The sequence below is a fragment of the Lysinibacillus sp. RS10 genome (assembly GCF_041956855.1).
In the GTDB taxonomy this organism is placed as follows: domain Bacteria; phylum Bacillota; class Bacilli; order Bacillales_A; family Planococcaceae; genus Lysinibacillus; species Lysinibacillus xylanilyticus_A.
Genome location: NZ_CP167122.1, coordinates 324,844 through 349,713, shown reverse-complemented (window position 1 = coordinate 349,713; position 24,870 = coordinate 324,844). Strand labels below are relative to the sequence as shown.

Genomic DNA, 24,870 nt, shown 5'->3' with positions numbered 1-24,870 from the left:
TTTATCCCTCTGAATGTTAGTTAAACCAATCGGGCAGTTACATGCGGGATAAAAATGAAAGGAGCTGTCCTATAAGTAGAAGTAAGTCATTTTTACTTGGTCAGGCATCCCGCAGCGATTCGTGAGCTTTTATCAGCGAGTTCGTTACCTTTATCAGCGATTCGTGGGCTTTTATCAGCGATTTCGGTACCTTTATCAGCGATTCGTGGGCTTTTATCAGCGATTTCGGTACCTTTATCAGCAATAGTCAGCATTCTATCCATTAAAGCATAAAAAAAAAACCACTTCTCAAATTTGAGAAGTGGTTTTAAATTGGCTAGAGCCACAGATTACATCATTCCTGGCATGCCGCCCATACCAGACATATCTGGCATTGCTGATGCTGGTTCTGGGATGTCTGCTACTACTGCTTCTGTTGTTAAGAATAAAGCTGCCACAGATGCTGCGTTTTGTAGAGCTGAGCGAGTTACTTTCGCTGGGTCTACTACGCCTGCTTCCATCATGTTTACCCATTCGCCTGTTGCAGCGTTGAAGCCTACACCGATTTCTTCGCGTTTTAGGCGATCCACGATAATTGAACCTTCAAGACCTGCGTTGTTAGCGATTTGACGAACTGGTTCTTCTAATGCACGTAGAACAATTTTCACACCAGTTGCTACGTCGCCTTCTTCTGAATCTGCAACTTTTTCAACTGCTGCATATACGTTAAGAAGTGCCGTACCACCACCTGATACGATCCCTTCTTCAACTGCTGCACGAGTTGAGTTAAGAGCGTCTTCAATGCGAAGTTTGCGTTCTTTTAGTTCTGTTTCTGTTGCAGCACCAACTTTAATTACTGCTACACCGCCTGCTAATTTTGCAAGACGTTCTTGTAATTTTTCTTTATCGAACTCTGAAGTTGTTTCAGCAAGCTGCGCACGGATTTGACCAATACGACCTTCGATTGTCTCTGCACCGCCAACGCCTTCTACGATTGTTGTATTGTCTTTTGTAACAACAACCTTTGCAGCGCGACCAAGTGATGTAATATCAGCGGATTTAAGGTCTAAGCCTAATTCTTCTGTAATTACTTGACCACCTGTTAAAATTGCGATATCTTCTAGCATTGCTTTACGACGGTCACCAAATCCTGGAGCTTTCACCGCTACAGCGTTGAATGTACCACGCAGTTTGTTCACTACAAGTGTTGCAAGAGCCTCACCTTCAACATCTTCAGCGATCAGTAACAGTGGACGACCTTGTTGTACCACTTGCTCTAATAATGGTAATACTTCTTGGATGTTTGTAATTTTTTTATCAGTAATTAAAATGTATGGGTTGTCTAGTACCGCTTCCATTTTGTCTGTGTCTGTTACCATGTAGTGTGATGCATAACCACGGTCGAATTGCATACCTTCAACTACATCTAGCTCAGTTGTGAAGCCTTTAGATTCTTCAATAGTAATAACACCATCGTTACCAACACGTTCCATTGCTTCTGCAATTAATTGACCTACTTCATCATCAGCAGCAGAGATTGCCGCAACTTGTGCGATTTCCTCTTTGTTACTTACTGGACGAGAAATAGCGTGTAATTCTGTAAGAGCTGCTGCAACTGCTTTGTCAATCCCTTTACGAATGCCTACAGGGTTTGCACCAGCTGTTACGTTTTTCAAGCCTTCACGAATAATTGCTTGTGCTAATACTGTTGCAGTTGTTGTACCATCACCAGCAATTTCGTTTGTTTTAGAAGCAACTTCTGCTACTAATTTTGCCCCCATGTTTTCATATGGGTTTTCTAATTCGATTTCTTTTGCAATTGTTACACCATCATTTGTAATAAGTGGTGAACCGAATTTTTTTTCTAACACTACATTACGACCTTTAGGCCCTAGAGTAATCTTTACTGCGTTTGCTAATTTATCTACACCTTGTAACATTAATGAACGAGCGTCTTCTGAAAATTTAATATCTTTTGCCATTTGAATTTACCCTCCTGAAATGGAATATTCGTTAAGCTTTATAAATATATATTTATATTAATCTCGCCCCAGTGTAATTGTCATGACAACACTAAAGGCATTAACTTTTTCAAGTTAATTTAAGTTATTCAATAATTGCAAGAATATCGCTTTCGCGTAAAATTAGGTATTCATTACCTTCATACTTAACTTCTGTACCTGAATATTTAGAGAAAATAATGCGGTCGTCAACTTTAACGTCAAGCTCAACACGTTGCCCGTTCTCTAATATACGACCTGTCCCAACTGCTACAACTTTACCTTCTTGCGGTTTTTCTTTTGCAGAGTCTGGCAGTACAATACCGAATGCAGATTTTTCTTCTACCTCGATTAGTTCGATTACAATACGATCTCCTAGTGGTCTTAACAAGTGAAACAACCTCCTAATAAATAATATATGTTGATTTATTAGCACTCTATCTAGTCGAGTGCTAACACAATTATTATGATAATCAATCACACTTTCTTTTGCAAGTCAGAACTACGAAAAATTTTGTTTTCTTTCCATATTCCTCTACAATAGAAAGGTAGCATAATGAATGGAAAGGATTTTGACTGTGACTACTTCTCAAAAAATAAATAAACATAAAAAAACAGCCCTATATGTTTTACTGATTTATATTCTCATGCAAATATCAGGCAGATGGCTGTTAATACCGTTTCACAAGCTTGTTATGAGTACAACCGGTTTACCTTCTGAGCAAGCCGCTCCGCTTACGCAAGGCTGGTATATCGCACTTAGCTTTGCCATTGCGTTAATTTTAATTTTAATCCTAACTTCTCGCGATAAAGCATTTTGGGCTATTTATAAAGGAAAGAAAGAAACCATACCACTTACAATTGTATGGGGAATTATTGGTTTCTTCTTAGTTTTCTTTGGTCAAATGATTGGCGCTGCTATCGAAATGACTGTATTCGGTATCCAAGGTGGGTCACAAAACACAGCTGATATTGTAGCTATTGCGAAAGGTGCTCCTATTACAATACTAGCAATTGTCGTCTTTGGACCAGTTTTAGAAGAGTTCGTCTTCCGTCGTGTTATTTTTGGATCACTTGTCCAAACAACTAATTTTTGGGTAGCCGCAATCGTAAGTGCCATTTTCTTCGGACTTATTCATTTCGACTTCACACATATTTTGCTTTATACAATTTGTGGATTGATTTTTGCCTTCTTATATCACAAAACAAAACGCATTTGGACGTCCATTATCGCCCATGTCATGCTTAATGGATTTGTGACATTTGTACAAGTGTTTGCAGAACCATTACAAAAGTTTCTTGAAGAACTCGAAAAAATGCAATAAAAATCAGTGGGAATTTTCTTCCCACTGATTTTTTAGATTCTAACCTATTCTTTTATAATCGAGTAGGAGGGAGTGACTAACTCCCGACCTCTCCAACCACCGTACGTACGGATCCGTATACGGCGGTTCAATTAAGATGAATAACGCAAGATTTCATAACGAGCTTGCAGACTTTTGAGCCCTTGGTTACTCCAATAAGAGTTACCAAGGGTTCTGTGTAATATTGGACTTTTCGAAATACGCCAGTAACTCTTGCGAGTATTGCCCCATTCGTAAGCCTTCCAGTCTGGAACTCCTAAGCGAATAAGGTTGCGCACTTTCGTACGAGGCTTCTTCCAATTCTTCCATAAACACATGCGAAGTCTTCTTCTAATCCATCCATCCAGTGATTCAAATATTGATTTCGTATCCGCTAATGAAAAGTAGCCACACCACCCAATTAAGTATTGATTCAATTGTTGAATTCGGTACTCCATTGGAAATGGCTTCTTTCTAGCTGTTAATTCCCGAATTTTGTTCTTCATTCGCTTTATGCTCTCTTTCGCAATTCGAACTTGTGGTTCTTTGCGGGAGGTAAAGCTAAATCCTAGGAATTTACGTTGCCAAGGACGAGCCACTGCGGATTTCTTCTCATTTATTTTCAATCGCAGCGTCTTCTCAATAAAGGTTTTGATACTTGCCATCACTCGTTCTCCTGCTCGTTTTGTTTTCACATAAATATTGCAGTCATCGGCGTAACGGACAAATTTATGACCACGTTTCTCTAATTCTTTGTCTAATTCATCCAGCACAATGTTTGAGAGAAGTGGACTCAGTGGACCCCCTTGGGGTGTTCCTTCATCTGTATCATAAACGACACCATTTATCATGACACCCGATTGCAAGTATCTACGAATCAGCTTGAGTAGAGGTTTATCAGAAATTTTCTTCGCTAATGTACTCATTAGACGGTCATGGTTTACTTTGTCGAAGAATTTCTCTAAGTCCATATCTACTACCCAGCGATATCCTTCTTTTATATAGCCTTTGGCTTCTCGGATTGCATCGTGAGCACTTCGTTTTGGTCGAAATCCGTAACTATGATTCGAGAAGTTCGGGTCGTATAGGTTGGATAGCACTTGGGCAATTGCCTGTTGAATGAGTCGGTCTGTCACGGTTGGGATTCCTAATAGTCGCACACCGCCGTCAGGTTTCGGGATTTCGATTCTGCGAACTGGTTGTGGTTGGTAGGTTCCCTCAAGAATTTGCTTCTTAATCGTTAGCCAGTTTTCGACTACATGCTGTCGTAGGAATTTTACGGGCATTTTGTCTACTCCATGACTCCCTTTGTTTCGTTCCACCCGTTTGAGTGCGAGAAGCAGATTCTCTCGTGATAAAATTTGATTCATTAACATCTCGTTCGACTCCTCCGTGAATAGCTTGTCTTCTTATAACAGTTTCTACTGCACCCGCTCAATGTCCCTCATGGGATTCACCATTACCTCCATTAAGTCGGTCCTTCTGGATTTTCTGTGTTTATCATAGAAAACTGCATGCCAAGGGCTATTCTCTCCGAATTGTTCGGTCCTTTCCATTCATTCTAGAAGTGAATGGTACTATGACCTCTGCTGACTTCTGATGGTTCAGCTACCTATCGCTAAGTAGGTTACAAAGTGTACTTTGCGTTTCCATCAGACCTCCCCGGGTAAGCGTATGCACTTTCACACCATCTATCCGCCTCATTTACTCGATATGACCTTCGACAGAAAGGACTTTGTGTTGTTGTGCACACTCATCCAATCATACCTAGCCTTATATGAGATTTGTGTTCCTCGGACCGGTGTTTTGCCTCCAGCTTCCTTCAGATTCCGCGTCGCCACGGACACCCTTGCTCTTGGCTAACCTCTACTTCTGTCTTCGAGGTTCGGGACTTGCACCCTATAGTTCATACGCATGCCGGGCGCACACAAAAAAGCTCGATGCTATTATCTCGCATCGAGCTTCCACTATTTATTTTTGATTCAATTCTTCTATTTGTCGTCGCTGCTGTTCAAGTGCCTCTTCAACCTGGCGTTTTTGCTCAGCTTCCTGCTCTTCCTTCAAACGTATTTCCTCTGATTTTAAGTATTTCTTGTACCCAATACGCGAAATCACAATGCTAATTTCATAGAGCGCAAACAATGGTACTGAAACCATTAAATGTGAAGCCAATTCAGGTGGTGCGATAATAGCGGCACACACAAATAAACCAAAGTACGAATATTTACGAATACGAATTAGTAAATCAGGATTTAATATCCCTATACGTGAAAAGAATAAAATAACAACCGGCAATTGGAAAAGGAAACCAAAAGGTATTGTAAGCTTAAATAAAAATGTAAAATACTCATGAATTCCTATTGTTTGCTGAATCTCCAACTCGACCGACAAATTCATCATGAATTTTATGACATAAGGGAATAATAAATAGAATGAAAAGGATAGCCCCGCGATAAACAATAAAAATGAATACGGTATATAGCTTAAGGTTGCTTTTCGTTCTACGTCCCTTAATCCTGGGCTAATAAACGACCACAGTTGATACATTAACACTGGTGATGAAAGGATAAATGCAATTAAAAAAACAACTTGTAAATAAATCGCAAGTGGTGTTACTACATCAAATGCATGAAGCTCTATATTATAATTCGCTCCAGTACTTTGAAGGTATTTAACAAGCGGCTTTGCCACAAAAAAGCCGCCAACCATAGCGAGAACAAAGAAAACGGCAACAATGAAAAGCCGTTTTCTTAATTCTTCTATATGCTCAATGACAGTTAGATCTTTTGGATTCATTCCTCAAACATCCTAACTTACTTATCTAGTTCTTTCTTTTTCTTGTCATCATCATCTTCATCGGCTAAACCTTTAGTAGCATTTTTGAATTCACGTAATGTTGAACCGAATGCTTTACCCAGCTCTGGTAACTTCTTAGGACCAAAAATTAGTAACGCGACAACTCCGATAATAATGAGGCTCATAGGACCAATACTACCCATTACAGCCACCTCCTCTTTATATCCATCATTTTAACGCATATTTCGTCATTTTGCTAACTAATTATATGTGAAAGTTTTTCGTCACTCTCTCATTTTATTTCATACTTACATTTGACAGAAACTGTGAACTATACTATCCGCTGGAGGCTTTGGGCCAACGTGATGTTAGTCACTCAGTCGTGTGTTGTTGCTGTTGCTGTCGCTGCGCTTTCGCACAGATAAAACCGTGTTGCTGTCGCTGCGCTTTCGCACAGATAAATTGCCACAGGACGTGGCGTTCTTAGACTGAGTTCCTCTATTTGAGCAGTTCTTTATACACCCGCTGAAAGAAGTTAAATATGTACATTTATCACTCTTCCTGATTGCGAATTAAATAAATAAGCGCTTGCAATTCTACCGATAAATCAATTGTTAAAAGCTGCATTCTATCTGGCACCGTTAACCGCTCTGGCGTAAAGTTTAAAATGCCCTTTGCATTCATTGCCGCTAATCTATCAGCCATTTTCTGTGCAGAGCGTGGTGAAACTGTTAAAATCGCAAGCTCCGCTCCATATTCTGCATACTTTTCTTCCAACAAATCCGGATGAAAAACAGGAATATTGCTGATCATCTTCCCGTCCTTTGGTGCCTTTGAATCAAAAGCCACCACAATATGAGTATTGTGATTTTTTTGGAAATTATATTTTAATAAAGCACTACCTAAATTCCCTACACCAATTAACGCTACTTTTGTCGTTTCGTGCTGATCGAGTGTTTGACTAAAAAATTTTAATAGATGCTGCACATCATAGCCGTAACCCTTTTTGCCAAGAGCACCAAAATAAGAAAAGTCACGGCGAATAGTTGCAGAATCAATTTTCATCGCTTCACTCAGTTCCTTCGACGAAATACGTTCCATGCCTTCTTGTGCAAAGTTTTGGATAAATCGATAGTAAAGAGGAAGTCTTTTTGTAGTGGCTTGTGGAATTTTTAATTCTTGTTTCAAACTTTCTCCTCCTTAAAATGTCTCAGTTTGAATGTACTTAGCTAGTAATTTTAATACATGCATCATTAACTATATATATAAATATTAATATCCACTAGAGTATTTCCCTTTAGTTAATGGCGCTTTTTACGCCACTAACTAAAGGGAAATCGTTTCAATCTTACATGACAGCTCGGAATAAGTAAAGCATCGACATTGCAAGCGAATCGCTCATCCATTACACTAAGGAAGAATTGAGGTGTCAAGAATGATTGTTTTACAGGTCAATCAACTATATAAATCCTTCCTTGCAGATGAAATTTTAAGTGGCGTAAAATTAGAGGTTCAACATCGTGACCGCGTTGCATTAGTAGGACGTAACGGTGCTGGTAAGTCCACTTTACTTAAAATTATTGCTGGTCAAATGTCATATGACTCAGGCGATATTATTATCCCTAAAGGTGTTCAGATTGGATATTTGGAGCAGCATGCTGGGTTAAACTCAACGTTATCGATTTGGGACGAAATGATGTCAATTTTTGAACCAATTATCGCACAAGAAAAAACACTTCGGTCACTCGAACAACAAATGGCCGATCCAACTGTCTATGAAAACCCTGATTTGTATGCAAAAATAATGTCCGAATACGATCAATTACAACATAATTTTAAGGATGCAGGTGGCTATCAATATGAATCTGATACTCGCTCTGTGCTTCATGGCATGCAATTCTATCCTGAACATTATGAAAAACCAATAAGCTCATTATCAGGAGGCCAACGAACTCGTTTAGCTCTAGCTAAGCTCCTCTTAAGTAAACCTGATTTATTAATACTCGATGAGCCTACTAACCATTTAGATATTGAAACCCTCTCCTGGTTGGAATCCTATTTAAAAGGCTATGAAGGGGCTATTTTAATTGTTTCCCATGACCGCTACTTCTTAGACCAGGTTGTTTCCATTGTCTACGAAGTTTCTCGTCACCGCGTCACAAAATATACAGGCAATTATAGTGCCTATTTAGACGAAAAAGCGAAAAACTATGAGCGTGATGTAAAGTTATATGAGCGTCAGCAAGATGAGAAAGCCAAGCTTGAGGATTTTATCCAAAAGAACATTGCTCGTGCTTCTACTACAAAAATGGCACAAAGTCGTCGCAAAATGCTTGAACGAACAGAATGGATGGAATCTCCTGATGGCGACGAAAAGTCCGCAAGCTTCGGTTTTACCATTGAACGTCAAAGCGGGAACGATGTATTATCTATTGATAGCTTAGCTGTTGGTTATGGTGACAAGAAAATATCAAAAGGTATCACATTACGCGCATTCCGTGAAGATCGCATTGCACTTGTTGGACCAAATGGTGTTGGTAAATCAACTTTATTAAAGACCATCGTAAAAGATTTACCTTCACTTTCTGGAGAAATTCGCTATGGTACAAATGTTCAAATTGGTTATTATGATCAAGAGCAGGCAAAACTATCGAGCAATAAAAGTGTTCTAAAAGAGCTGTGGGATGAATGGCCTTTAATGAATGAAAAAGATATTCGAACGGTGCTAGGTCGTTTTTTATTCAGTGGAGATGATGTAGATAAAATCGTATCCTCTTTATCTGGTGGCGAAAAGGCAAGAATTTCACTAGCTAAATTAATGATGCAAAAGTCAAATTTCTTAATTCTCGATGAGCCTACCAACCACTTAGACTTAGATAGTAAAGAGATACTGGAAAACGCGCTTATTGATTATCCTGGGACACTCTTATTTGTATCGCATGACCGATATTTCATCAATCGAATTGCTACTAAAGTGACTGAGTTGTCTGGCGATGGTTCCTTTGAATACTTGGGTGACTATGATTATTATCTTGAGAAAAAACAGGAGCTTTTAGAAATTGAACAAATGAAAGCTGCCGCCCAACCTCAAGCTAAAACCGAGATACTGGAGAAGTCCTCTACCTCTAAAATTGATAAAGAGGCTAAAAAACGTGAGCGCCAAATTAGACGCTCCATTGAAGAACTAGAAGGAAAAATGCAGGAAGTAACTATTGATATAGCTCGTTTAGAAGAAGCGCTTTGTGATCCAGAAATTTTCACAGACCACGAAAAAATTACTCAGCTTCAGGGAGAATTATCAACTGCCAAGGAACAGCATGAGCTATTTGAAATGGAATGGCTTGAGCTAAATGAAGAACTTGAAAATATCATTTTATAAAATGAACTTTACTCAGTGGGAGGTTAACTGCAACTTATTGCGGGACAAACCCTATAAGCCATGTGCCTTGTCGCATGGCTTTTTCCTTTACTCGCCTCGATTTTTCATATATATTGGTCAAGTGCTATTTTTCGACAAAAAATGCCCACAACTTTATACACACAATAAATATAGTAATACCAACATATCAACAGACTTTTCCACATTATCCACAATTAAAAATTATTTTACCCACATCTATTTGTGTAAAACACGCTACTATATATTGAATAATCACAAGTTATACACAAGTTATCAACATTTTGTGCATAAGTACGGATGTTCGCTGTTTTATTTTCCATCTTACCTGTGGATAATTTTCTGAAAAATTTGTCAACAGAGCTCTTTTTATTGAATTCATAATTTTCTTATCGACAATTTTTTTCACAAAAGCAAAAAGAGGTATTTTAGAATCAAATCTAAAACACCTCTTTTTCTATAATCAATTATGCCTCAGTATAATCGAAAGAAGTTAAACCCAGGATTTTAACTCCATTCCAGGGCGACCATTCATTGATAAATTACCGCGAATACCTGCTTCAAACATTGGTGTTGCTACTGCCCCTATCATAGCGGCATTATCTGTACACAGTTTTAATGGCGGCACATAAACCGGGATCCCTTCTTCCGCAAATACAGAATCAAGTGATGTACGCAAGCCCTTATTAGCCGCTACACCTCCAGCTGCAATAACCTGTTTCACTTTATATTGACGCGCTGCTCGTAATGTTTTCGCTGTTAGCACTTCAACTACACTATCTTGAAACCCTTTGGCAACGGCAGTCGGAGAAATCTCTTCTCCACGCTGATCCATATTATGTTTATAATTAATAACGGCTGATTTCAGACCGCTAAAGCTAAAATCATAAGAACCTTCCTCTAACCACACTCTTGGGAAGGTTACGGCCTCATCTCCCTCATGTGCTAGCTTGTCAATACGCGGACCACCTGGATACGGTAAGCCTAAGACACGCGCAACCTTATCATAAGCCTCACCAGCTGCATCATCTCTCGTCTCTCCGATGACTTCAAATGAGCCGTGTTCCTTCATATAAACTAGCTCTGTATGGCCACCTGATACGACAAGTGCTAATAATGGGAATTCCATTGGCTGCACGAGTGCATTAGCATATATATGTCCTGCTATATGATGCACACCGATAATCGGTAAATTGTTGGCAAATGCAAAAGCCTTCGCAGCATTAATACCAATTAACAATGCACCTACTAGACCGGGACCCTCAGTAACTGCCACCGCATCTAAATCAGTCGGCTTCATGTCTGCCTGTGCTAACGCTTCTTCTATGACCATTGTAATTTGCTCAACATGATGGCGAGACGCAATTTCAGGTACAACCCCACCAAATCGTTTATGACTTTCTATTTGAGAAGCAACCACATTTGAAACAATTTCAGAGCCATTTCGAATAATCGCTGCTGCTGTTTCATCACAGCTCGATTCTATTGCTAAAATAATTCGATTTTCCATCATAAATTCACCCACATGACAAGGGCATCCTCCCCGTTATCTGTATAATAGCCTTTACGTATGCCACCATCTTGGAAATCAAGCTTTCGATAAAGATTTTGAGCAACTGTATTCGTTACGCGCACCTCTAAACTCATGACTTCCATTTCATGCTGTCGAGCAATACGCATAGACTCTCGCATCAATTCTTCACCAATACCTCGGCCGCGAGCTGCCTCTATAACAGCTACATTCGTAATTTGCGCTGCGTCTATTACCATCCACATGCCACAAAAGCCGATAATACTACCGTCCGCATCCACCGCCAACACATAATGTGCATACTGATTTTCATGCACCTCATAGTAAAAAGAATCTAACGTCCATGGTGCAGAAAATGTTGCAAGCTCTATTTCATATACTGCTGGGACATCATCAGATACCATTTTACGATACATTACATTACTACTCATGCGCCTTCTCCTTTTGTTCCTTCAGCCAATTCGCCTCCGCCTCTGCAATACGTTTGTATTGCGGGACAAAATGATGAATTGCATCTACACTTGGTAGTTCCACTTTAGTCGCTAATCGAATAGTTTCACTTGCTCGTGGTAGGTCGTTGCTAAATGGTGTACGCAGAGCAAAGTCACCTAGTACCTCTACAATTCTATGCCAAAAAACATCTACGTCTGCTCCGACAAATAAAACCGGAGTCTCTAAAGCCTGTAAACGTTCTAACAATCCATCTATATGATCGTGATCGTCATCTATAATCACTTCAAGCTCATAGCCTTTATAAACGGCCGAATAGACATTGCCTCTTCGCGCATCAAAGATAGGGCAAATTAACCCATCATATAGTGCTGCATTTGCAGCCAATGTCTTTAAGCTTGATATTCCTACTAAAGGCTTTTTCAATGTCCACGCTAATGTTTTAGCAAGTGTCACACCTATTCGAACACCTGTATATGAACCAGGCCCTTCTGATACAGCAATCGCATCTAACTCATTTGGCTTTATGCCAGCCTTTACTAGCACTTCTTCAATGGCTGGCATCGCACCCGCCGAATGCGTTAATTTTATATTTTGTACAATTTCTGCAATCACTTTACCATCCCTTACGACAGCAATAGAAAGTGGTGCATTCGCTGTTTCAATCCCTAACCAAATCATTTCATTAGCTCCTCACATAATGCCTCATATCGCTTTCCAAGAGGTATTAATACAAACCGTCGTTGATTTTCTCCAATTCGGTAAATTTCTATTCCAAGACGCTCCTGCGGTAAGTCCTGTTCTATTAAATGAGCCCACTCGACAACTGACACCGCATCACTATAAAATAACTCGTCCCAGCCAAGATCTTCATCGCTTTCCGCTAAACGATAAACATCTAAATGATTAAATGGTACACGTCCCTCGTATTGCTTTACAATCGTAAATGTTGGACTATTGACCGTTCGCTTCACGCCAAGCCCCTTCGCTAATGCTTTCGTAAATGTCGTCTTACCAGCGCCCAAATCACCCTCTAATGTGATTGTATCCTGGGCTTCTAGTAAGTTTGCTAGCTTCAACGCAAAATGCTCAGTATCATCCAGCGAATTCATTATTTTTTCATACATCATCTCTTTTTCCTCTCCTAGCTCCATTACCTCTAGTTTACCGAAACAAGCGTAAATGTTCAAAACATCCAATGATTTAAAAAATAAAACACGTCCCCCTTTGTAGAAGACGTGCTTACTTTGTTGTTGAATAACCCTCTATATCAATAACCTCTTTATCAACCAATTTATCATCTTTAAATCGTACTATATAGGCTTTTGTCATAAGTATTTCATCATTCCAGCGGTATTGATCTTTTTTCACCATCTCTTCTGCTCCCCCTGCAATTTCCACTACTTCCATATATGACATACCTTCTTTTAATTTTTCAAATTCCGCTTCATTCATATTTGTTTGCCAGTGGTACGCATTGGACTCCTCTATTTCTAAAATAGGATCTCCACAACCTACGAGGATTACCAAAGCACCTACGAACAAACTTATATGAAGACATTTTATGTAATTATACTTTCTCATGTTAACACCTCCGAAGACAATCTCCTTCTCTTGGGAGAAATTGATAAAAAGATAGTCACCTAACTTCTATGTTTATTGTTCCACTTGTTAGATTGATTAATTTAGTGGCTCTACATCAAATGTTGGGGTGAGGCTCAATGTGTAGCTTCCGCAAACGTTCCGGCGACCGCCCCTCCAACTTTCATTGTATTTGATACTTCAACAAATATGATAAAACCAATTTTACCATACATTTTTTAGAAATTATTAATATCCACAAATTTCCTTATCTTAACAATAAAAAAGTTCTTATGATTTTAAAAGCATCATAAGAACTATATTATCAATTATAATGGCGGTCCCGACCGGGATCGAACCGGCGATCTCCTGCGTGACAGGCAGGCATGTTAACCGCTACACCACGGGACCTCTCTAAGACATCTATCAATATATCATAAGAAAATGCCCCATGCAATATTTTTTTCATTTTTTTTTACTTTTCACCAAAATATATACTTGGCATGTGTTTTAACAAAGTCATCCACCACTTTTGGGAATGAGCCAATTATTTAATCATTACCCATCTTTTGGCACTGTTTTTGCAAATAAGTTAAATAGATATTACAAACTAATTAACAAGGAGGTCGTTTCAATGATTCGGTACATCTTTACTCGAATCGGCTACATGATTATTACGTTATTTATTATCATTTTGCTTTCTTTTTTGCTTATGAAGGCACTACCCGGTTCCCCATTTAACGATGAACGCTTACCTGAAGCCCAAAAAGAACTACTTTACAAAAAATACGGTCTAGATAAACCGGTACCTATTCAATTCGGTATTTACTTAGCAAATTTTGTACAAGGGGATTTAGGTGTTTCATTTGTTTTTGATAATCGTCCAGTTACAAAAATAATTCAAGAACGTATCGGTGCCTCTGCCATTCTAGGATTTCAAGCCGTAACTATCGGTACTTTAATAGGCTTACTGCTAGGTATAATAGCGGCACTAAGGCACAACACCATTATAGATTACGGGGCTACTGTTTTAGCTGTGCTCGGTATCTCCATTCCATCCTTTGTATTTGCAGGTTTTTTACAATATTGGATTGGTGTCAAACTAGGCTGGCTACCAATCGCCTTTTGGAACGGTTTTGAATACTCAATCTTACCAACAATCGCTTTAGCGGTAGGTGTTGTTGCAACAATTGCCCGCTTTACACGGATTGAAATGTTAGAAGTACTCAATCAAGAATATATTTTAACAGCGAAATCAAAAGGACTATCGAATCCCTTTATCATTATAAAGCATGGTATTCGAAATGCACTAATCCCAATCATTACAATTATCGGACCATTAACTGTTAATACGATTACTGGCTCACTAGTTATTGAAAAAATTTTTAGTATCCCTGGCTTAGGAGAACAATTTGTTAATTCCATTATTACGAATGATTATCAACTTATTATGGGAACAACAATCTTTTATGCTGTTCTATTTGTAAGCGTTATCTTAATTATTGATATTTTATACGGATTCATTGACCCTCGAATTCGTGTCACAGGAGGCGAGTAATTGATGACAACAAAAATAACTGAGGATGCAACGCTAAAAAAATATCCCCCTGATTTATTTGAGCCCACCTCTCAACATGAATTTATCGATGATTTTACGTATCGTCCTGAACAATCATTTTGGCAAGATGCATGGCTTGGTTTACGCAAAAATAAAGCAGCCATCGTTGGTTTATGTATTATTATTCTAGTTATTTTACTAGCCATTTTCGGTCCATTTATGAATAGTCATGGCTACGATGAACAAAATATTGCGCGGACAAATTTACCACCAAAAGTCCCTGTTCTTGAGAATATTTCATTCTTAGGCTTGAACGGTGTTGATAGTCGTGGTGTTGACCAATATAAAGCTAAAGGTATAAGTGAATATTTTTGGTTTGGTACAGATGAATTAGGTAGGGATTTATGGACACGTATTTGGCAAGGCACACGTATATCTCTTTATATTGCTTTTTTAGCGGCAACAATCGATTTAATTATAGGCGTTGCTTACGGGGCTGTTTCAGCATTTTATGGTGGTCGCACTGATCATATTATGCAACGTATTATTGAAGTGTTAGTTGGTATTCCTGGGCTAATTGTTAATATTCTTCTTATTCTTATTTTAAAACCAGGAATCATTTCTATTACTATTGCGATGGTTATCGTTGGGTGGATTAGTATGGCACGTATCGTACGAGCACAAATATTAAAGCTAAAATCATATGAGTTTGTCCTTGCTTCTAGAACGCTCGGTGCTAGTAACCAACGCTTAATTTGGAAACATTTAATTCCTAATACGCTAGGTCCAATTATTGTAGCTACTACTTTTACCATTCCAGGAGCCATCTTTACTGAAGCATTACTGAGTTTTATCGGCCTAGGACTACAGCCACCAACTGCTTCCTTAGGAACGATTGTTAATGACTCTTATAAATTACTACGTATTTATCCACATGGCATGATTTTTTCATCCATTGTCATTAGTTTAATTATGATTAGCTTTAATCTACTCGGTGATGGACTGCGTGATGCATTCGATCCAAAAACACGTAAATAAGGAGGGATGCGCATTGAAAAAAATATTAGAAGTTAAAAATTTAAGTGTTTCATTTAATACGTATAATGGTGAGGTGCAGGCTGTTCGTAATGTATCCTTCGACTTATTTGAAGGTGAAACACTAGCAATCGTTGGCGAGTCAGGTTCTGGGAAGTCAGTTACATCTAAAAGCCTATTACGACTAAACCCTGTCGAAACAACAATGCTGAAACATGGTCAAATTTTATACAACGGGAAAGATATTTTAACGTGCAAAGAGCAGGAAATACGTGCAATCCGCGGAGCTGAAATCTCAATGATCTTCCAGGATCCCATGACTGCATTAAATCCCACGATGACAATCGGTAGTCAAATTGCAGAGAGCATCAAAAAACATACAGCATTACGTGGTAATCAAATAACAGAACGTGTGATTGAACTATTACAGCTTGTTGGCATTAATGAAGCGGATAAACGCTATAAACAATATCCTCACCAATTTTCTGGAGGAATGCGTCAACGTATCGTTATCGCGATGGCACTTGCTTGCGAGCCTCGTATTATTATTGCCGATGAACCTACCACAGCTCTAGACGTTTCGATTCAAGCACAAATTCTAGAATTGCTAAAAAACATTCAAAAAAAGATGAATCTTTCAATTATATTTATTACACATGATTTGGGTGTTGTAGCAAAAATGGCTGATCGTGTTGCCGTGATGTATGCCGGAAAAATTATTGAAATTGGCTTAGTCGATGAAATTTTTTACCATTGTCAGCATCCATATACACAAGGTCTACTTGCTGCAATGCCAAACCCAGATATTGAAACCGACACACTGTACGCTATTCCAGGAACACCACCAAACTTACTGCATCCGCCGAATGGTGATGCCTTCGCTTCTCGTAATAAGCAGGCACTTAAAATCGATTTTTTAGAGGAACCACCCATGTTTAAGGTCAGTGACACACACTATGCCGCAACTTGGTTATTGCATGAGCAAGCTCCTAAAATGATACCGATTCATCAACAGTTAGCACAAGCTGAATGCAAAGAAAGTGAAAAAGCTCCTGTATTTGATACAACCAACCCGTTTTTATCATTAAAAGGAGTAAAACAGCATTTTAAATTAGATAAAAACACTATCAACAAAGCTGTAGACGGCATTACTTTTGATATTTATAAAGGAGAAATCTTTGGTTTAGTTGGAGAATCTGGCTGTGGCAAGTCCACGACAGGCCGTTCGATTATTGGACTCAATTTAATAACAGCTGGCGATATTCACATCGACGGTAGGAATATTAATGAAGCAAAGACGAGGCAAGAAAAGTTAGCCTTTAATCGCAAGGTGCAAATGATTTTCCAAGACCCTTATTCTTCCTTAAATCCACGTATGAAAATTGCTGACATTATTGCGGAAGGCCTTGCTATTCATGGTGTACCAAAAAGCGAATGGAAGACAAAAATTTATGAGTTATTAAATATAGTAGGTTTAACGAAAGAATATGCTAACCGCTATCCTCATGAGCTTAGCGGCGGGCAACGTCAACGCATTGGTATCGCACGCGCCCTTGTTGTAGAGCCCGAACTAATCATTGCTGATGAACCAATTTCCGCATTAGACGTATCGATCCAAGCACAAATCGTTAATTTATTGAAAAAGCTACAAAAGGAACGTGGACTGACATATCTATTCATTGCACATGATTTATCGATGGTAAAATATATTAGTAATCGTATCGGCGTCATGCATCGCGGGAAAATTGTCGAGCTTGCAGAAAGCCAAGAGCTCTATGATCACCCTATTCACCCTTATACAAAAGCACTATTATCTGCTATACCATTGCCTGATCCAAAATTAGAACGTGAACGTATTATTTTTAATGAGGCTGAATATAACGCTACTAATAGAGAAAGTGAAAGCTTTACAGAAGTACGTCCAGGCCATTTTGTCATGCTGACAGAAGAAGAACTTACCCAATACCATCAAGCAATCAGTGAGAGCATACTGCGATGAAATTAAAAACAACTTTATTGTTTACTGGCTGCATTTTGATATGTTCCCTTCTCTATACATTGTTCTTAAAGCAATCGATGACAATGCTGACTATCATTGATCACACTTTCCTTGCTTCACTTACTTTTACAATCGTTGGAGCACTATTGTTTGTTGTGCAAGGCGGGCTTTTTAATGGGATCGCTTACAGCTTTAAACGTTTTTTTGCTCGCGTCACTAAAAACGGCACCTACGCCTATGAGTTAGATGGTGACTTGGAATTCGTACAAGCGCCATCCTATACCTTTACCTATCCACTGCTACTAGCAGGTTTGATTGGCTGTATAATGACAACTATTTTATCTGTTGTTTTCTATTTATAGGAAGCTTATTTCACCATAACGTGTGGGTGATTGGAGTGAAGACTGGGCGACTCCTTGGGGAATAGCGATAGAGGAACGAAGGCTAAAAGCATCACGTCCTGTGATAACGCCTTCGTGACCTACATCGTGTAGGCCCAAGCGGCTCATCGGACGCCCCCAGGAAGCTCTGCTCTGCGCGAAAGCGAAGCGTCAGCGGCAAATGTTTTATCTGTGCGAAAGCGAAGCGTCAGCGGCAAATGTTTTATCTGTGCGAAAGCGAAGCGTCAGCAACAAATGTTTTCTGTAGCGAAAGCAAAGCGACAGCTACAAAGCGCCCAGTCGGAACGGAAATCAACCCTCGTTTTGCCGAAGACCCCTACTATGACACCATAATTTCATTGACACAATAGTTTTTCAACAACATCAAAAGGATGCTGCCTCTCTAAGTAGGCAGCATCTTTTTTTACTTTACAATTTCAACCCATTTATAGCTAATGTCCGCTGAAAACGGATGTTCATATAAGTTTTTTACATATGGCTTCGTCAAACGACTTATACCTTTTTGGAATGTTGGTGCAAATGCAACATCATCCATCATAATCTTTTCAGCTTGTTGCATTAATTTCCAACGTTCGGAAACATCAGAAGTTGTTTTCGCTTTTTTAATTAATGCATCAACCTCTTCATTTTTATAGTGAGATTGGTTGTAGTAAGCCGTGGATTCAAATAATTCAATATATGTCATAGGATCTTGATAATCAGGGCCCCAACCACCATAGTCTAAATCATAGTCAACGGCCCCTTCTAATGCTAGCTTTTGCTTATTAGGTTGCATGTTGATTGTTAGCTCTAGGCCTTTAAGATTTGTCTCTAATTGGTTTTTAATAAATTCTGCAGCTTTTTTAGACTCTGCACGGTCGTAAGTTAAAAACTCAAGTTTTACTTGATCTACCCCAAGCTCCTTTAAACCAGTAGCCCATGCTTCCTTCGCCAATTCAACATTTGTTTTATTCATATCACCGTTCCCTTCCCTGAAATCAACACCTTTTTCATCTGTTGATAATCCAAGTGGTACTAAAAAATATGCTGGAATAGAGCCATCCTGTAAAATCACATCTGCAAAGCCTTGTTTATCCCAAGCCATATCGATCGCTTTTCGAATGTTCTTGTTTGATAGGAATTTATTTTCATGGTTCATTCGGATAAAATACGTATTCGGTTTTAAAAATGTTGAAAACTCTGGGCTATCTTTGTATTGAGCAACATACTCACTCGAAAGCTCAGCAGTGTCGATTTCTCCTGCTTCATATAGGTTGACAGCTGTTGCCGTATCTTTCACGATTTTTTGTGTGATTTTTGTAAGCTTCACACTGTCTTTATCCCAATAGTTTTCATTTTTTACGAATGTCCACCCTTGACCATGCTGCCATGATTCCATTACGAACGGACCATTATAAATCATATTTGCTGCTTCTAACGCATATTGATCGCCTTGTGCTTCTGTGAATTCTTTGTTTAATGGAAAGAACGGTGCATACGTTGTTAAGCTTAGGAAATATGGAAGTGGCGCATTTAGTTGAACTTCTAATGTGTAATCGTTTAGCGCTTTAACGCCAATTTCATCTACCTTACCATATAGAGGATCACCCTCTTTTTGAACACTCGCTGCATTTTTTATATCTAGCATTAAATAAGAATAAATTGCTTGCGTTTCAGGATTGATAGCTCTTTTCCAAGCGTATTCAAAGTCATGTGCTGTAACAGGTGTACCATTGCTCCAAACGGCATCTTGGCGTAATTTAAATGTATAAACAGTACCATCCTCTGAAGTTTCATATGACTCTGCCATCCCTGGCACTGGTGTATTTTCTGGTCCGATACGGTATAACCCCTCAAATACAGAGTTCATTGCAGTAACTGCAAGTGCATCTACACTCCCTAATGAACTCATTGTTGCTAAATCCCCTCCCGCTACTAAATGCAGTTCCTGTCCAACAGCTTCGTCGCCGTCAGTTGTAGACTCTTTGTCAATACTATTGCCACCAGTCGGGCTACCAGAAGAATTATCCTCCTTACCGTAGCAGCCAACTAGTACAACTAGCACCACCCCTAATAACACGACTAACCATTTTGTCTTTTTAGTCATTGTCATATCCCCTTTAATTTTATTGCACGATAGACACCGCACAACAAACATATATGCAATATTCATGCCTACACTATGATTACGCTAAAAATGTGGCACAAATATTGCAGTAATTCAATAAAGGGGGAAATACAACATGTCTCAACTAGAACAATTACGTACCGCATTACGAGCACAACAATCGGATGTGTTCATCATAACGAGTCATCAAAACCGTCGTTATTTAACAGGATTTACAGGCAGTGCAGGCACAGTAGTAATTACACAAACTCAAGCACTTTTACTTGTAGATTTCCGTTACACACAGCAAGCAACAAACCAAAGTAAAGAATTTGATGTTCGTGAAATCGATCGCAGCCATTTATATGAAACAATCCAAGAAATTTTGGACACAGAATCTATTCAAACGGTTGGTTTTGAGCAACAACATGTTACTTACGAGGCATATCAATTAATGTCTAGTAAATTAACAGCAACATTAAAGCCGCTATCTAATATTGTTGAAAATTTACGTATGATAAAAACAACTGAGGAAATTGAATTGATTAAGAAAGCAGCATGGGTTTCGGATGAAGCATTTAAGTATATTTTGACATTTATCAAACCAGGAGTGTCAGAAATTGATATCGCAAATGAGTTAGAGTTTCATATGCGTAAAAACGGTGCTACTGGAGCTGCATTCGATATAATTGTTGCTTCTGGTCATCGTTCAGCACTTCCTCACGGTGTTGCATCCGATAAAAAAATTGAAAAAGGCGATATGCTGACACTTGATTTTGGTGCATATTATCAAGGCTATCGTTCAGATATGACAAGAACAATTGCAGTTGGCGAACCACCTGAAAAACTAAAGGAAGTATACCAAATCGTTTATGACTCATTACAAAAAGCTTTATCTAATATGAAGGCTGGTATTACTGGAAAAGAAGCAGACAGCTATTCACGAGATTTCATTACAGCTAAAGGCTATGGAAAAAATTACGGACACGGTTCGGGGCACGGTATCGGCTTAGATATTCATGAAAATATTTTTATGTCTACAGTATGCGAAGACATTCTAGAAGAAAATATGGTGCTTACTGTTGAGCCAGGTATTTACATTCCTAAGATTGGCGGAGTGCGTATTGAAGATGATGTCATCGTTACAAAAAACGGTGTTGAAGTTATCACAAACTCACCAAAAGAGCTTATAATTTTATAAAGTAATCTTTTCATTCGATTCGGCGGAAAGCCTGTTCCCGCAGCGAAGGGCTTTCATTTTTTTACATTATTTATACACATATCATATATGATGTTCATTTTTTAGACACATTTTGAATACTCTTTACTAAAGCTCCTTTTTACTTTAGTTACTAATGTCAAAAATTTTTGTCACTACACGCAATAACATCATTTTCAATGGATTTAAGGACGCAATTATGTCGAGGCATAATTGCGTCCAGAGGCATTAACTTCTTTCAGTGGATGTTTATCCACTGAGAAATAACTTTAACCTGCATTCATCTCACTATCTATAGAGGTGGGAGACTTTTGTAGCTGACGTTTCACTTTCGCTACAAAACTATTTGCTGAAAAAAGTTAAAATAGAGAATCGAGGTTTTAATATGCATCTTTCTATTAAACAAACTCAAGATTTGAATTTAGTTATGACTGTACAACTTCGCCAAGCCATCGAGTTACTACAATATTCTACACAAGAATTAGAACAGTATATTCGTGAACAAGAGCTCGTTAATCCATTAATAGAATTAAGTGAACCTACATTTCAAGAACGTGCACATTTTTCACAAGGTGTTAGCCGTCACACAAATATCTTAGAACATGTAACTAAATATGAAAAAAATATTCGTGATGATTTATTTGAGGAAATTAAGTTAGCTTTTCATGAAGATCAAGACATTAAACTACTTAAACATATTATTTATCATTTGGATGACAACGGCTACTATGAACAACCAATTACGCCGACTTTTAAAGACGATGAAATCGAAAAGGGCATTCACTTATTACAAGCCATTGGACCACTGGGTATTGGTGCACGTAATTTGAAAGAATGCCTGCTATTACAAACAATGTATCGTGAAAGTAGCCCAGCTCATGCAGAAACAGTAATTTTCTCTTATCTTGACGAACTTGCAAATAAAGAATGGAAGAAAATCGCCAATGAGTTAAATATATCACTTTATAAATTACAAGAAATTTATCAATTCATCCAAACTTTACAGCCTAAGCTTAGCTCCTTGTTTCATCAGGAAGCTGTACATCATAATACACCGGATATTATTGTTGATTATGTTGATGGCACCATCACTTTTTCATTAAATGATTATTATTTACCAAAAATCAATATACATGCGGACTATGCACCATACATTACTGCCAATTCCTCTGAAAAGAGTTATTTTAAAAAGTATTTATCAGACTATCAATGGCTAGTTAACAGTGTTGAGCAGCGCCGAAATACAATTATCAAAATCATGAGGGCTCTTATTGAGAAGCAAAAAGCCTTTTTTCTACATGGGTTTGATGCTATAGAGCCTCTTACATTGCGTGAAATTGCTGAACAAATTGAAGTACATGAATCGACAGTTAGCCGAGTCACAACGAATAAATATGTACAAACGGCTTATGGGACATTTGAACTTCGAGATTTATTTACTTCTAAATTACAAACAACAAATGGTAACAGTGTTTCACAAGTAAAGGTAAAATCGCTTTTAGTAGACTATATCAAAACTGAAAATAAAAAGAAGCCTTTCTCAGATCAAAAAATTGCCGAGCATTTCAACACTATACTTGGTATTGAAATATCACGTCGTACAATAGCAAAATATCGTGAAGAAATGAACATTCCATCATCTACAAGACGTAAAGTGATTCAATTTTAAAAGGGGCTACTCTCAGTTAAGTAGCTCCTTTTTAAATGTATGAAGGCTCATCACCATAATGTGGGGTGATTTCCGTTCCGACTGTAGGTCTTTCCTTGGGGCGTCCGATGAGCGACTTGAGGCAAAAGAATGTTGGTCGCTGAGGCGTTATTACAGAACGTGATGCTTTTTAGTTTTTGTGCTCTACCTCTAGGGGCTCATCTGTAACGCTTATCCCTAAAGAATCGCCTGGCTTCCACTACCATTAACTGCAATACATGACATATGTTTTAACAATTATCTTCCCCACTTTTGATCATGAGCCTATATGAAAGAGATGGGCTTAGTTTTGCTTCATATTGACGAAGACACTTTTAACTTCCGTATAGTTGGACAAGCCATATTCGCCGCCCATTTCACGACCAACACCTGATTGCTTGTAACCTCCAAATGGCATCGTTTCCCATTCTAAACCAAAATCATTAATCCATACTGTTCCTGCTTGTAGCTTACTAGCCATATAATGTGCTTTTTTCACATTTTCAGTCCAAATGCTAGCCGCAAGTCCATACTTACTATCATTTGCGCGGGCAATCACTTCTTCTACTGTGTCAAATGAGAAGATGGACATAACAGGTCCGAAAATTTCTTCACGAGCAATTGTCATATCATCCTTTACATCAGCAAATACAGTTGGTTGCACGAAATAACCTTTGTTAAATTCACGTTCTCCACCTGCCACTAGACGTGCACCTTCTTCTTTTCCTTTTTCAATGAAACCAAGTACTGTATTCAGTTGTTTTTGTGAAACAAGTGGACCCATATCTGTTTCTGGATCTAGCCCGGGTCCTAACTTTAATGCCTTTGCTTTTTCTGCAAGTCGCTCAACAAACTGATCGTACAAGCTGCTATGCACAAATACCCTTGTACATGCACTACAATTTTGTCCGTGATTGTACATCGTCCCAGCGAATGTACCTTCTATTGCTTCTTCTACATCTGCATCTTGTAATACAATCGCTGGAGATTTACCACCAAGCTCCAATGTGACACTTTTCACATCATCCGCCGCTTTTTTCATAACATGAATTCCTGTTTTTGTTGATCCTGTGAATGCCACCTTGGCTACACCTTTATGTGTAACAACCGCTTCACCCGCTTCACCTGTGCCTGGTACGATGTTCACAACACCATCTGGGAAACCAGCTTGTTTCATTAATTGACCTACGTACAATAACGATAATGGCGTTTCCGCTGCCGGTTTAATAACAACCGTACAGCCTACTGCCAATGCCGACCCTAATTTCCATGCAGCCATCGCAAGCGGGAAATTCCACGGAATGATTTGCCCCACAACCCCAACTGGCTCATGGACAATGTAGTTTAAGTAATCCTTTGATACTTGCACCGTTTGTCCTGTAATTTTTGTTGCCCAGCCTGCATAGTAACGGAAATGTTGTACAGTACCGTCCACATCATCAGCTAAAGCTGTTTTGTATGGCTTACCATTATCTAATGATTCGAGCTGTGCTAGTTCTTCCCGATGCTCCTCTAGTAAATCTGCAAATTTATAAATAATACGTGAGCGTTCTGCTGCATCCATGATAGACCATTCATTATCAAATGCTTTTTGTGCAGCTTGCACGGCTATGTTGATATCTTCAGCCTGTGCCTCGCTTACTGTTGCAATGATCTCTTCATTAGCTGGATTTAGTACCTCAAATGTTTTACCTGATTGAGATTGCACATACTCACCATTAATATATAAACCAACTGTCGATTGTAAAAATTCTGTTACAATCGGTTTCAATGCTAATACTGCCTCCATATTTGACACTCCTTTTCTC

Annotated in this window: 23 protein-coding genes and 1 tRNA gene; 9 read left to right on the top strand and 15 right to left on the bottom strand. The window is 38.7% G+C overall.

The features are described 5' to 3' along the window. Nucleotides 1–92: 92 nt before the first annotated feature. The 3 genes from ACB089_RS01895 to groES all read right to left on the bottom strand — a co-directional run bounded on the left by ACB089_RS01895 (nucleotide 93) and on the right by groES (nucleotide 2,370). The gene (locus tag ACB089_RS01895) at nucleotides 93–326 is read right to left on the bottom strand and encodes a hypothetical protein (RefSeq protein WP_374965039.1); all 234 of its coding nucleotides are present in this window, start codon (nucleotides 324–326) and stop codon (nucleotides 93–95) included. 3 nt (nucleotides 327–329) lie between these two features. Further along, nucleotides 330–1,961: a chaperonin GroEL gene (gene groL / locus ACB089_RS01890; protein ID WP_368638108.1), complete on the bottom strand. Its 1,632-nt coding sequence runs from the start codon at nucleotides 1,959–1,961 to the stop codon at nucleotides 330–332. Between the two features lie 124 nt (nucleotides 1,962–2,085). Continuing rightward, nucleotides 2,086–2,370 (bottom strand): co-chaperone GroES, encoded by a 285-nt coding sequence (gene groES, locus ACB089_RS01885; protein WP_049667833.1) that lies wholly within the window; start codon nucleotides 2,368–2,370, stop codon nucleotides 2,086–2,088. Nucleotides 2,371–2,539: 169 nt separating this feature from the next. Between groES and ACB089_RS01880 the strand changes: the two genes are divergently transcribed. Then, nucleotides 2,540–3,304 (top strand): CPBP family intramembrane glutamic endopeptidase, encoded by a 765-nt coding sequence (locus ACB089_RS01880; RefSeq protein ID WP_068986768.1) that lies wholly within the window; start codon nucleotides 2,540–2,542, stop codon nucleotides 3,302–3,304. A gap of 131 nt (nucleotides 3,305–3,435) precedes the next feature. On the opposite strand, the gene ltrA is transcribed toward ACB089_RS01880, so the two are convergent. The 4 genes from ltrA to ACB089_RS01860 all read right to left on the bottom strand — a co-directional run bounded on the left by ltrA (nucleotide 3,436) and on the right by ACB089_RS01860 (nucleotide 7,306). Next, a complete protein-coding gene (gene ltrA / locus ACB089_RS01875; RefSeq protein ID WP_374963429.1) occupies nucleotides 3,436–4,698 on the bottom strand; it encodes a group II intron reverse transcriptase/maturase in 1,263 nt (420 codons plus the stop codon). 595 nt (nucleotides 4,699–5,293) lie between these two features. Beyond that, complete coding sequence (gene tatC, locus ACB089_RS01870) at nucleotides 5,294–6,118, bottom strand: twin-arginine translocase subunit TatC (RefSeq protein ID WP_068986769.1); 825 nt, start codon at nucleotides 6,116–6,118, stop codon at nucleotides 5,294–5,296. A gap of 17 nt (nucleotides 6,119–6,135) precedes the next feature. After that, complete coding sequence (locus tag ACB089_RS01865) at nucleotides 6,136–6,321, bottom strand: twin-arginine translocase TatA/TatE family subunit (RefSeq protein WP_374965035.1); 186 nt, start codon at nucleotides 6,319–6,321, stop codon at nucleotides 6,136–6,138. Nucleotides 6,322–6,670: 349 nt separating this feature from the next. After that, on the bottom strand, nucleotides 6,671–7,306 hold the full coding sequence (locus tag ACB089_RS01860) for a redox-sensing transcriptional repressor Rex (protein WP_068986771.1): 636 nt from the start codon (nucleotides 7,304–7,306) through the stop codon (nucleotides 6,671–6,673). A 247-nt stretch (nucleotides 7,307–7,553) separates the two neighbouring features. Here ACB089_RS01860 and ACB089_RS01855 point away from each other — a divergent pair, with 247 nt between their 5' ends. Continuing rightward, nucleotides 7,554–9,497, top strand: coding sequence for an ATP-binding cassette domain-containing protein (locus ACB089_RS01855; RefSeq protein ID WP_374967643.1), 1,944 nt, complete (start codon nucleotides 7,554–7,556; stop codon nucleotides 9,495–9,497). A 511-nt stretch (nucleotides 9,498–10,008) separates the two neighbouring features. Here the strand turns inward: ACB089_RS01855 and tsaD are convergent. The 6 genes from tsaD to ACB089_RS01825 form a co-directional block, all read right to left on the bottom strand. Further along, a complete protein-coding gene (gene tsaD / locus ACB089_RS01850; RefSeq protein WP_374967642.1) occupies nucleotides 10,009–11,025 on the bottom strand; it encodes a tRNA (adenosine(37)-N6)-threonylcarbamoyltransferase complex transferase subunit TsaD in 1,017 nt (338 codons plus the stop codon). Next, on the bottom strand, nucleotides 11,025–11,477 hold the full coding sequence (rimI, locus tag ACB089_RS01845) for a ribosomal protein S18-alanine N-acetyltransferase (protein WP_374965033.1): 453 nt from the start codon (nucleotides 11,475–11,477) through the stop codon (nucleotides 11,025–11,027). The genes tsaD and rimI overlap by 1 nt, the downstream gene beginning before the upstream one ends. Then, nucleotides 11,470–12,177 (bottom strand): tRNA (adenosine(37)-N6)-threonylcarbamoyltransferase complex dimerization subunit type 1 TsaB, encoded by a 708-nt coding sequence (gene tsaB / locus ACB089_RS01840; RefSeq protein WP_374965032.1) that lies wholly within the window; start codon nucleotides 12,175–12,177, stop codon nucleotides 11,470–11,472. The genes rimI and tsaB overlap by 8 nt, the downstream gene beginning before the upstream one ends. Beyond that, on the bottom strand, nucleotides 12,174–12,623 hold the full coding sequence (gene tsaE, locus ACB089_RS01835; protein ID WP_368638161.1) for a tRNA (adenosine(37)-N6)-threonylcarbamoyltransferase complex ATPase subunit type 1 TsaE: 450 nt from the start codon (nucleotides 12,621–12,623) through the stop codon (nucleotides 12,174–12,176). The genes tsaB and tsaE overlap by 4 nt, the downstream gene beginning before the upstream one ends. Nucleotides 12,624–12,738: 115 nt before the next feature. Continuing rightward, nucleotides 12,739–13,080: a hypothetical protein gene (locus tag ACB089_RS01830; RefSeq protein ID WP_374965030.1), complete on the bottom strand. Its 342-nt coding sequence runs from the start codon at nucleotides 13,078–13,080 to the stop codon at nucleotides 12,739–12,741. Between the two features lie 332 nt (nucleotides 13,081–13,412). Beyond that, nucleotides 13,413–13,488, bottom strand: a tRNA-Asp gene (locus tag ACB089_RS01825). 223 nt (nucleotides 13,489–13,711) lie between these two features. Here ACB089_RS01825 and opp3b point away from each other — a divergent pair. From opp3b to ACB089_RS01800, 5 genes are all read left to right on the top strand, one after another. Further along, on the top strand, nucleotides 13,712–14,635 hold the full coding sequence (gene opp3b, locus ACB089_RS01820; RefSeq protein ID WP_374965028.1) for an oligopeptide ABC transporter permease: 924 nt from the start codon (nucleotides 13,712–13,714) through the stop codon (nucleotides 14,633–14,635). Nucleotides 14,636–14,638: 3 nt separating this feature from the next. Continuing rightward, complete coding sequence (opp3C, locus tag ACB089_RS01815) at nucleotides 14,639–15,673, top strand: oligopeptide ABC transporter permease (RefSeq protein WP_374965026.1); 1,035 nt, start codon at nucleotides 14,639–14,641, stop codon at nucleotides 15,671–15,673. 13 nt (nucleotides 15,674–15,686) lie between these two features. Beyond that, nucleotides 15,687–17,669 carry an ABC transporter ATP-binding protein gene (locus tag ACB089_RS01810; RefSeq protein ID WP_374965025.1) on the top strand — a complete coding sequence of 661 codons (1,983 nt, stop codon included), beginning with the start codon at nucleotides 15,687–15,689 and terminating at the stop codon, nucleotides 17,667–17,669. After that, nucleotides 17,666–18,031, top strand: coding sequence for a DUF3899 domain-containing protein (locus ACB089_RS01805; protein ID WP_374965023.1), 366 nt, complete (start codon nucleotides 17,666–17,668; stop codon nucleotides 18,029–18,031). Before ACB089_RS01810 ends, ACB089_RS01805 begins: the two co-directional genes overlap by 4 nt. 210 nt (nucleotides 18,032–18,241) lie before the next feature. After that, nucleotides 18,242–18,403 (top strand): hypothetical protein, encoded by a 162-nt coding sequence (locus ACB089_RS01800; RefSeq protein ID WP_374965021.1) that lies wholly within the window; start codon nucleotides 18,242–18,244, stop codon nucleotides 18,401–18,403. A gap of 70 nt (nucleotides 18,404–18,473) precedes the next feature. Here ACB089_RS01800 and ACB089_RS01795 read toward each other — a convergent pair whose 3' ends face one another. Then, nucleotides 18,474–20,156: a peptide ABC transporter substrate-binding protein gene (locus tag ACB089_RS01795; protein WP_374965019.1), complete on the bottom strand. Its 1,683-nt coding sequence runs from the start codon at nucleotides 20,154–20,156 to the stop codon at nucleotides 18,474–18,476. Between the two features lie 136 nt (nucleotides 20,157–20,292). On the opposite strand from ACB089_RS01795, the gene ACB089_RS01790 reads away from it, so the two are divergent. Further along, nucleotides 20,293–21,357, top strand: a complete 1,065-nt coding sequence (locus tag ACB089_RS01790) for a M24 family metallopeptidase (RefSeq protein WP_374965017.1) — start codon at nucleotides 20,293–20,295, stop codon at nucleotides 21,355–21,357. A 403-nt stretch (nucleotides 21,358–21,760) separates the two neighbouring features. Then, nucleotides 21,761–23,044 carry an RNA polymerase factor sigma-54 gene (gene rpoN, locus ACB089_RS01785; RefSeq protein WP_374965015.1) on the top strand — a complete coding sequence of 428 codons (1,284 nt, stop codon included), beginning with the start codon at nucleotides 21,761–21,763 and terminating at the stop codon, nucleotides 23,042–23,044. A 322-nt stretch (nucleotides 23,045–23,366) separates the two neighbouring features. Here rpoN and ACB089_RS01780 read toward each other — a convergent pair whose 3' ends face one another. After that, nucleotides 23,367–24,851 carry an aldehyde dehydrogenase family protein gene (locus tag ACB089_RS01780; RefSeq protein ID WP_374965013.1) on the bottom strand — a complete coding sequence of 495 codons (1,485 nt, stop codon included), beginning with the start codon at nucleotides 24,849–24,851 and terminating at the stop codon, nucleotides 23,367–23,369. Between the last annotated feature and the right edge of the window lie 19 nt (nucleotides 24,852–24,870).